Here is a 9420-nt window from a genome sequence, read left to right as displayed (position 1 = left end):
ATTAAACTGACACCGTAGAGCAAGGCAACTACCCCACCACCTACACCCAAATAAACCAGATTCAAGTAACGCTCTAAAATCTGATCTTTGGTTAATTCGTTCTCCATTTTTTGTGCTAGGCGAACTTCCTTGAGTTTGCGCCAGATTGTCTGTTCTTGTTTCAAAAACAGAATCCGCGCTAGCTGTTGGGTGATGGTGCTACCACCTTCTACCACACCTTGCGATCGCAAATTATTCAAACTCGCTCTGATAATCCCTTGAGGATCAACTCCGTTGTGTTGTTTAAATCTTCTATCTTCTGAGGCGATGAAAGCTTTTTTTAAATTATCTGGTATTTGTTCCAGCTTTAGCTGTTCTCTAGTCGCTTCACCTTGTTGTTGTAATATAGTGCCATCAGCAGCTTTGATGGTCAGTGTTTGCTCTCTGAGCACGGCATTCAACTGTGCCTTATCTGGTAAAGTCCGATCTATTAAACTGACACCGTAGAGCAAGGCAACTACCCCACCACCTACACCCAAGCCTGCCCAAAACCATATGCGACGATAGAGTGGTTTACCGCCAGTTGCCTGATTGGCCCTCATTTTAGATGGGAAAATTTTCATTTTGCTCAGTAACTGCCTCGCCTGCGCCACATGTGCTGGTGGTAAGCTCTCATTTGTTCCTCCTTATCCAGAGTCACTCAAATTGGTTGGTCTTCGCTTGAACCAGGAGGTAAGCTTCCCCACGTCAGTTCCTTGCTCAAAGTAGTAACTATATAACCACCATCAATCAGCTTTGGGGTTAGCGCACCACTATTGTGTTAGTATAATATCCTATAAATAATTAACTAAATTCACCAGAAAAAAATGTTTTTTAGATTTAGTTAATTTAGTTTTGTAAAAATGCTGCAATTTGAAATTCTGAATATAAAAACTATTGGCATTTACTGGAACAGGCGCAGCGAAGTATCCGCAAAGACAGCCAGAAAACGGCTTACTTAAGGAGAGTAGGATGCTTACGGCGAGCTACGCCTACGCAAAACCCAGACGAAGCGCCCTTGCCCTTGGTAGTAATATCGGCGATTCACACACCATTTTAGAAACAGCTATAGAGATTTTAGCCCAAACACCAGGTATTTTCTTAGAAGCCAGATCCAACTGGTATCAAACCAAAGCCGTCGGGCCACCACAGCCAGATTACCTAAATGGCTGCGTCACATTGCAGGTAGAAATGCTACCCCAGCAGTTATTAGAAATTTTGTTAAGAATTGAACAACAGTTTGGGCGTGTGCGTCAGCAACGCTGGGAACCACGAACTCTGGATTTGGATTTGTTATTATATGATGACTTTATTGTCGATACACCAAACCTCCAGATTCCCCATCCACGAATGCGGGATCGGGCCTTTGTGTTAGTACCACTGGCAGAAATAGCCGCAGATTGGATAGAACCAGTTTCTGGGTGTGTTATTAAAGAACTGCTCAAAGAGGTAGACTGTTCTGGTGTACATTTATGGATGGGCAATTAAAAATACCATCCTTAAACGTAGAAGAACGCTGATTTCACCTCTGTATTCACAGATAATCAGATTTTACTATGCCATTGGGTAGAGAATTACCACAACTGTTAAAACAACGCTTGTTTTATAAAGGACGCAAGTTTGATTTTGAAGTTAATCGCTTGCGTTTGCCTAATAAAGCGGAAGGAGAATGGGAATGTATTCGTCACCCTGGTGGTGCCCTAGCTGTGCCGGTGACACCAGAGGGTAAACTTGTACTCGTACGCCAGTATCGTTTTGCAATTCAAGGACGGATATTAGAATTTCCGGCGGGAACTGTAGAACCAAATGAAGATGCCTTAGAGACAATACAGCGTGAAATAGAAGAAGAAACTGGCTATAGTGCCCAAAAATGGGACAAACTAGGCGAATTTTTCCTTGCACCCGGCTATTCTGATGAGATTATTTATGCGTTTCTCGCACGAGATTTAGAAAAGCTGGAGACACCACCACCACAAGATGGAGACGAGGATATCGAAACTGTGTTTTTAACCCCCGAAGAATTAGAGAAAGCTATTCTGGAGGGAGAGCCGGTAGATGCTAAATCAATTGCTAGCTTTTTTCTGGCGCGTCCGTTTTTAGTCTAATACCAATATGCTGCTAGAGTTAGCAATCGCAGATGACTACGGTGCAGGCTTTGAATATGCTGACGAGATGATTGTTAACAACAATTTGAGTCGATACGTCGAACATCCGCGTTTTCGACTCATTCCTGGCAGCTACACCGATGATACGCAGATGAGTATTGCCATTACGGAAGTGATTGTTGCTCAAGTGCCTTGGACGCCAGAAGTTTTAACGAGTAAGCATCTGGGCACGTTTTTTGATTATTAACAGTTTGATTGCCCTGCTGCTTTACTCAATTAAAAGCAGACTACCTTTTCAAATACTACGGTTTTTCGATACTATTACAGTAATTTAGCTAAACATAAAGCTACTCTAATTTCACTATCTCCAAGTTTGGGTAGTGAAGTACACATTTGCGGCTTACCTATATGTCTGTACATTGAACACATTAACTGCTCAGTCATGAACTTACTACTTATTGGTAATACTGATTTGTTACCTTGGCTAAAGTCACATGAAAATTGACTTAGAGCCAAAGTTATAAGAGGATGACCAGAAGAAGCTTACAACTCCTAAATATGTGTCTCTATGCCAAACGCATACATGTTTCACACAGATGCGAAAAAATATAACTTTTAACAGTGCCGGTAAACTGACTGCTCTTTTGTTCCTGATAACTATCTTTCTCACGCCTTGTGTGATTATAAATGCAGGCGAACGTGGTGTATTGATGAAATTTGGCGAAGTCCAAAACCAGATATTAGAAGAAGGACTTCACTTAATTATTCCTGTAGTCAATACTGTGAAAAAGCTGAGTATTCGAGTCCAAAAACAGGAAATTTCTGCTGAGGCTTCTTCTAAAGATTTACAAAATGTTTTCACCGATGTCGCTCTCAACTGGCATATTATTCCCCAGGAAGCAAATGCCATTTTTCAAGAAATTGGAGATGAACAAGATGTAGTCATTCGGATTATTAACCCAGCAGTTGAAGAAGTACTAAAAGCAGTAATGGCAAAATATACTGCTGAAGAAATTATTACTAAACGAGGAGAAGTCAAAGATGGAGTAGATGATGCATTGTCCACACGACTGGGTAGCTATCACGTTGCAGTTGATGATATTTCTCTAGTTCATGTCTATTTTTCAGAACGATTTGGTGAGGCGGTGGAGGCGAAGCAGATTGCTGAACAAGAAGCAAAACAAGCAGAGTTTATCGCGCTGAAAGCAATAAAGGAGGCTGAAGCAAAAGTTAATTTAGCAAAAGGAGAGGCTGAGGCGCACAGATTATTACGTGACGGTTTAACTCCAGAAATCCTCCAAAGGCAAGCAATAGAAAAATGGAATGGGAAGCTACCATTAATTGTAAGTAAGGAGGCTCCAAAATTGGTGAATTTAAGTGAAACTTTAAAATTTGATGAAAATTGATATTATTTTTCACAAAATATCTGCTAAATAAGACACAGGGGTGCACAGATGTGTACCCCTACAATCGATTCATTTGTAGAAACGTGATAAACTCAATTAACCGTTGGAGAATAAAACGGGAGAATCGAGAATCTTCAACTGGATCAATAAGATAATCAACAGGGTATAAACTGTTGAAGAAATTAAACCTGTGAATAATTCTTTTTTGAGGTTATGCTCTTTGGGTTCTTTTTGAAAAATGTCCTTAGAACCGAATTGCATTAAGAGAATTCCGACAATATTAGAGAGCCAGTATCCTATAATTGAACAAGGTAAAAGTAATTTTGGGGAAAGTAAACTACATGCATACCCAAAACCATATGCTATTGGCAGGTTGAATAGTAGGTCATTCCACCAACATAGAGGTGACAACAAATATCCCAGTACTAGAAAAAATCCACCTCTGAGTTTTTTGAAAATGTCTTTTTTGAACTCTTCTGGAGTAGACTGTTGTAAATGCTCCAAGGCTGTATCTCCTGTTACATTCAACTCTTGACTGACGTTTTGAACGCTTTCCATAAAAAGCCACTATTCCTATCGGCTTAGTGTAGTTTAATATATAAATTAAACCAACGTCTAGTACAGGAGTAATAACATTTTGGCTTTTTGATGCTGAAAGTTTTACCACTGCCTAGTTTCAGGAAAATAGTAAAAAGCAAAATTTAGGTTTAACTCAGCTACAAATTAACAAGAACTGATTTCTACCAAAGGCGCATGAGTCAGTTCGCTTCTTGCAGAATCTGGGTTAATCCTTCAGTATTCGTGACAGGTAAAGACAAAATCAGTTTTGTCAATAGTAATTACGCTATAAATCAGCCGATTAAATAAGTATAAAATTCAGCTTTTTACTGAATCGTGAGGGTAAGATTGCTGTACTTCTTTCATTATTTGAGATTTTTCATATTTAACTTTTGTAAATAGTTGCGTTTTTAATATTACTTATCAATTCATCAATTCTTGATTTTGTTGTGTTCCAAGAACACATAAAACGTACTCCTCCCACACCAATAAATGTATAAAACTGCCAATTCTTTGCTTTTAAGGCGTGAATGACTTGTTCTGGTAATTTAACAAACACGGCATTGGCTTCTCTAGGAAACATCAAGTCAACACCTTCTATGTTTAATAGTTGATTTTCTAAGTAATCAGCACATTGATTGGCATGTCTGGCATTTTTTAGCCAAGCACCAGTTTCCAATAAACCCAACCAGGGAGCAGAGATAAACCGCATTTTTGAGGCTAGCTGACCTGCTTGCTTGCATCGATAATCAAAATCCTCTGCTAGCGCTTTGTTGAAAAAAATAATGGCTTCACCTAATGCCATTCCATTCTTTGTACCACAAAAGCACAACACATCCACTCCAGTTTTCCAAGTAATTTCAGCAGGGCTTTTATTCATAGCGGCAACTGCATTTGCAAAACGAGCGCCATCCATATGAATCTTTAAGTTATACTTTTTCGCAACTTCTTTAATTTTCAGAAGTTCTTCAATAGAATATAAAGTTCCTAATTCAGTTGATTGTGTGATGCTAATAACTTTAGGTTTGGGATAATGAATGTCAGTACGTTTAGTGACAATTGTCTCTATTGCCTCTGATGTTAACTTGCCATTTTTACCTTGAGCAAGTAAGAGTTTAGAGCCGTTAGATGCAAATTCTGGTGCGCCACATTCATCTGTTTCTATGTGAGATGTTTCATGACAAATGACGCTATGATATGACTGACAAAGGGCAGCTAAAGATAAAGAATTTGCTGCTGTACCGTTAAAGGTAAAAAATACTTCGCAATCAATTTCAAAGAGTTCCCGAAAATAATCTGCGGCTTTTTGAGTCCATTCATCATTTCCATAGGCTGGAACACTACCTTGATTTGCCCTAATCATATATTCCAGCGCTTCCGGACAAATACCAGAGGAATTATCACTTGCAAACTGCTCTGAGTTACTATTCATAATATCTACGTTGATTTTTATGAGTAATTTTTACAATCTTAGTGAATTATTTTGGCACTTGCCAACTCTAAGATTGACGGGAGATGCTATTAATGTCTCAAATTCTCTAAGAACTCTGCTAATTATAATAACTTTGAATGGTAATCAACTAAATGTTTATATAGCCCTACTTAATCATTCGTGTACAACAATATTTATGACTTATCTAAAAAGTCGCCAATCCGAAACTTTTGATTTTCACAAATCAAATAGAATTACTATATCTGGCATCAACGTGTTAATTAGTTTTTGTTGTCGTAGCTTTTATCTAAGTAGTTATAGTACAGATTAGTATTTTTATACTATATGATTTTACTGATGACTACTGAAAACTAGAGTCTTAGTTTCGTTTTACTGAGACGTTAAATTACTACGGTGTCTTCGTCAGCTTTGCGTTGAGGGGTTCTGGGACTTAAACATCGCAAATCACTAAATATTATGCTAAAAAAATAAAGTTTGCTAATTAGAATGCTAGTCATATACTTATAATGTACCATACAATGCCCTACCAATAACGATGACATCACTATTGGGCATATTTGTCCTTTGTTAGTTGTCAGTAGTCATTTGTTTATTTTCATACTGACTAATGACTCTCTGGGTGATGCTCCTTCTGGTGCGTCCGCTACGCGAATGTCGTTAACGCCAGTTGCTTTTCCTGTGGTCGCCGCTGTGCGAACAAATTGGGGAACCCTTGACGCTCGATTACTCGCTACCGCTACGCTAACGGCAGTTCCTCATGGGGAGCCAGTGCGTTGGGCGGCGAGCCACTATTGTTGCAACTGGCGTGGAAACCCCCATCGCCTTTGGCGTCTCCCTTTGGGAGAAGACCGGACTGCCGAGGCTCCTACGTCGCTCTAAGCGAAGCTATGCCGTAGGCTTTACGCTACGCTAACACCAAGGTACTGGTTCACTGAATCACCAATGACTAATAACTAATGACTGAACCATTGATTGAACTCAAAGGTGTTTCTAAGTCCTTTGGTAGCCATAAAGTTCTAGATAATGTAGACTTGAAAATTTATCGGGGAGAAGCACTGGGGATTATTGGCCCATCAGGGACTGGTAAATCAACAATTTTACGGGTAATAGCGGGATTACTTTCTGTCGATGAAGGAGAAATTTATGTGCAAGGAGTGCGGCGAGACGGTTTGATTGAGGATGGTGGCCAGCAGATTGGCATTGGCATGGTGTTTCAGCAGGCGGCGCTATTTGATTCGCTGACGGTAGACGAGAATGTGGGATTTTTACTTTATCAAAATTCAAAGCTACCGCGATCGCGGATTCAAGATTTGGTAAAAGAAAAATTGGAGATGGTAGGTTTGCCAGGAACAGGTCACCTCTACCCAGCCGAACTTTCCGGGGGAATGCGAAAACGGGTAAGTTTTGCCCGTGCAATTATGTCTAACCCTGATAGTCCCACAGAAGGCCCAGAAGTTTTATTATACGATGAACCAACAGCTGGACTTGATCCCATTGCCTCAACAGTAATCGAAGATTTAATCCGTTATTTGCAAAGTTCACATGGAGCTTGTGGCACCTATGCCATTGTTACCCACCAAGCCAGTACTGGCCGCCGTACAGCTGATAGAGTTATATTTCTCTATGAAGGTAAAGTGCAGTGGCAGGGTACAGTTAGTGAAATACCCAACACAGAAAATCCGTTGATCAGACAATTTGTCAGTGGAAGTGTGGAAGGACCGATTCAATTTGTCGGCTAGAAACTTAAAAGTTATGAGTTAGGAGTTAAGAGTGAGGAGTTAAGACTGAGGAGCGAGAGTTAAATTCAACTCATAATTCATAATTTATAACTCCTAACCGGAGCTTCGGAGTCTCCGGCTTTGCTCCTAACTCCTAATTGATTGTTGGTGGAGGCAAAAAAATGCGAGGTCTTATGACAATCAACTTCGCGTCTGGGCGAACATTTAGAGAAGGCTCTGTGGGGTTGTTACTCCTACTAGGACTAGGGGTATTTGGATTACTCTTTTTTTGGTTACATAGATTCACTACTGGTGGTCGTTCATACAAAACTATTGTGGAATTTGCTAACGCTGGCGGAATGCAAAAGGGATCACCAGTTCGCTATCGTGGCTTTAAGGTAGGAACTATTTCCCAGGTTCGACCAGGGCCAAATGCCATTGATGTAGAGATTGAAATTGCCCAAACTGACCTAATTATCCCCCGGAATGTAGTGGTGGAAGCTAATCAAAGCGGATTAATTAGCGAAAGTATTATCGACATCACACCAAAAGCAACATTACCTGCTGGGGTTGTGCTTGCTAAACCCCTAGATAAAAATTGTGATAACAGCCTCATAGTCTGTAATGGCTCTCGATTAAAAGGTCAGGTTGGGATCAGTGTTGATGACCTAATTCGCAGTTCAACTCAGCTAGCTGATGCATACAATGACCCAAAATTTTATAGAAATGTCAATCGGGTTCTAGAAACTACCACAGGCGCAGTAACAAGTTTTACTGAGCTAAGTCAGGATTTACAAGGTTTGACCAAAAACTTGCGACAACAACTAAATACATTTTCAGCCACTGCTAATTCAGTGCAACGAGCGACAAACCAACTTAATGCATCCGCGAATCAAACACTAAATAAATTTGATGCAACTGCAACTCAAGCAAATCGTTTGCTGAACAACCTGGATAATCTGTTGACAACAAATCGTTCTGCGCTGGTTGGCGCTTTGAACAATATCACTGAAACTAGCAACCAACTGCGTGTTACAGTCAGTAGCTTATCACCAGCTGTGAATCGCTTGACTCAAGGACAATTACTCAACAATTTAGAAACTCTTTCAGCAAATGCAGCACAAGCCTCAGCTAATTTACGCGATGCTTCTAAAACCTTAAACGATCCAAAGAATGTGGTGCTGCTGCAACAAACTTTAGATTCAGCACGAGTAACGTTTGAAAATAGCCAAAAAATTACATCTGATTTGGATGAATTGACAGGTGATCCTAGTTTCCGAAAAAATTTGCGGCAATTGGTGAATGGTCTAAGTGGTTTAGTATCTTCTACACAACAGATGCAGCAACAAGTGCAAGTTGCTACGACTCTAGATTCGGTAAAAGCTGCTGTGAGCAAACCAAAGAATCTAATTCCTACCCCAGCACCAACCCAACAAGCGATGTTTAATGACAAGTCCCTACCTATCTACGTAATTAATCCCTCACCTGCTAATTTTGTCAGTACCGACACCAACCTTCAACCAACCCCCAGTCCGTCTATCTCTAACTCATCCCAAGAAGACCTTTTGAAGCAGCTGCGGGAGTATGGTAAGCAACGGGAGCAACTGGAGACGGGAAAATAGGCAATACAGCTTGGCAATTTTAAAAAGGAATTACTGAAAACGGCTGATACGATAAATGAGGTTAGATACTCCGCCCTGTCCTCGGAGTATAAAACATCAAATAACCTTCGGTTTAAGAACAAGTAATTCCGATGAAATCGTTGTTCATAAAATTTTTGAGTGTCTTGTTGATGACAAGCACCTAAACGATTAACTCACTCACCAAAGGTTTCACGATAATCCGCTAACCACCTCTGTACCGTACTCCGATGCCTCCCAAGTATTTTAGCGATGCCTTCTCTACGAGACGCTTTGCGAACGGTGGCAAGTTACGCACAGACGTTGATACCTTGTTTTTTAATCATGTAAAGTGCTTGTAACCGAACTTTTACGTTGTGCATTATTCTGTTGACGTACCAACGTCTCCAGTTCTTCGACACTTTCTTGGATATCGATATTTGTTACCCAATACGCTTGGGTTAAGAGCAGGACTTACCCGAAAATTAAGAAAAACGAACCACAAAGGGGAGGCAGCGCGGTCTTCTCCCAAAGGGAGACGCC

General features: G+C 40.3%; 10 protein-coding genes and 1 pseudogene. 7 read left to right on the top strand and 4 right to left on the bottom strand.

Features of this window, described 5'->3' with window-relative positions; genetic code table 11:
* On the bottom strand, positions 1-602 hold a 602-nt coding region (locus V7L29_RS30465), incomplete at its 3' end, for a biosynthetic peptidoglycan transglycosylase (RefSeq protein WP_334737841.1).
* Between the two features lie 388 nt (positions 603-990).
* On the opposite strand from V7L29_RS30465, the gene folK reads away from it, so the two are divergent.
* The 4 genes from folK to V7L29_RS30445 all read left to right on the top strand — a co-directional run bounded on the left by folK (position 991) and on the right by V7L29_RS30445 (position 3529).
* Positions 991-1506, top strand: a complete 516-nt coding sequence (folK, locus tag V7L29_RS30460) for a 2-amino-4-hydroxy-6-hydroxymethyldihydropteridine diphosphokinase (protein ID WP_334737840.1) — start codon at positions 991-993, stop codon at positions 1504-1506.
* Positions 1507-1574: 68 nt separating this feature from the next.
* Entirely contained in the window at positions 1575-2123 is a 549-nt protein-coding gene (locus V7L29_RS30455; protein WP_334687982.1) for an NUDIX hydrolase, read from the top strand.
* A 7-nt stretch (positions 2124-2130) separates the two neighbouring features.
* A complete protein-coding gene (locus tag V7L29_RS30450; RefSeq protein WP_334687981.1) occupies positions 2131-2370 on the top strand; it encodes an ADP-ribosylglycohydrolase family protein in 240 nt (79 codons plus the stop codon).
* A 349-nt stretch (positions 2371-2719) separates the two neighbouring features.
* Positions 2720-3529: a prohibitin family protein gene (locus V7L29_RS30445; RefSeq protein WP_334737839.1), complete on the top strand. Its 810-nt coding sequence runs from the start codon at positions 2720-2722 to the stop codon at positions 3527-3529.
* 96 nt (positions 3530-3625) lie between these two features.
* Here V7L29_RS30445 and V7L29_RS30440 read toward each other — a convergent pair whose 3' ends face one another.
* Both V7L29_RS30440 and V7L29_RS30435 read right to left on the bottom strand, forming a co-directional pair.
* Positions 3626-4087 (bottom strand): hypothetical protein, encoded by a 462-nt coding sequence (locus V7L29_RS30440; protein ID WP_334687979.1) that lies wholly within the window; start codon positions 4085-4087, stop codon positions 3626-3628.
* 385 nt (positions 4088-4472) lie between these two features.
* Entirely contained in the window at positions 4473-5519 is a 1047-nt protein-coding gene (locus tag V7L29_RS30435; RefSeq protein ID WP_334737838.1) for a threonine aldolase family protein, read from the bottom strand.
* 606 nt (positions 5520-6125) lie between these two features.
* Here V7L29_RS30435 and V7L29_RS30430 point away from each other — a divergent pair.
* The 3 genes from V7L29_RS30430 (at position 6126) to V7L29_RS30420 (ending at position 8880) form a co-directional block, all read left to right on the top strand.
* On the top strand, positions 6126-6419 hold the full coding sequence (locus tag V7L29_RS30430; RefSeq protein WP_334737837.1) for a hypothetical protein: 294 nt from the start codon (positions 6126-6128) through the stop codon (positions 6417-6419).
* Between the two features lie 77 nt (positions 6420-6496).
* Entirely contained in the window at positions 6497-7279 is a 783-nt protein-coding gene (locus V7L29_RS30425) for an ABC transporter ATP-binding protein (RefSeq protein WP_334687976.1), read from the top strand.
* Between the two features lie 161 nt (positions 7280-7440).
* Positions 7441-8880: an MlaD family protein gene (locus V7L29_RS30420; protein WP_334687975.1), complete on the top strand. Its 1440-nt coding sequence runs from the start codon at positions 7441-7443 to the stop codon at positions 8878-8880.
* Positions 8881-9074: 194 nt separating this feature from the next.
* On the opposite strand, the pseudogene V7L29_RS30415 reads toward V7L29_RS30420, so the two are convergent.
* Positions 9075-9161 (bottom strand): annotated as a pseudogene (locus V7L29_RS30415) (helix-turn-helix domain-containing protein); the annotation flags it as partial.
* Positions 9162-9420: the final 259 nt, after the last annotated feature.

Origin of the sequence: Nostoc sp., from assembly GCF_036916575.1 — a bacterium.
Classification (GTDB): domain Bacteria; phylum Cyanobacteriota; class Cyanobacteriia; order Cyanobacteriales; family Nostocaceae; genus Nostoc.
The sequence above is the reverse complement of the archived record's forward strand: the minus strand, read 5'-3'. Positions and strand labels throughout refer to the sequence as shown.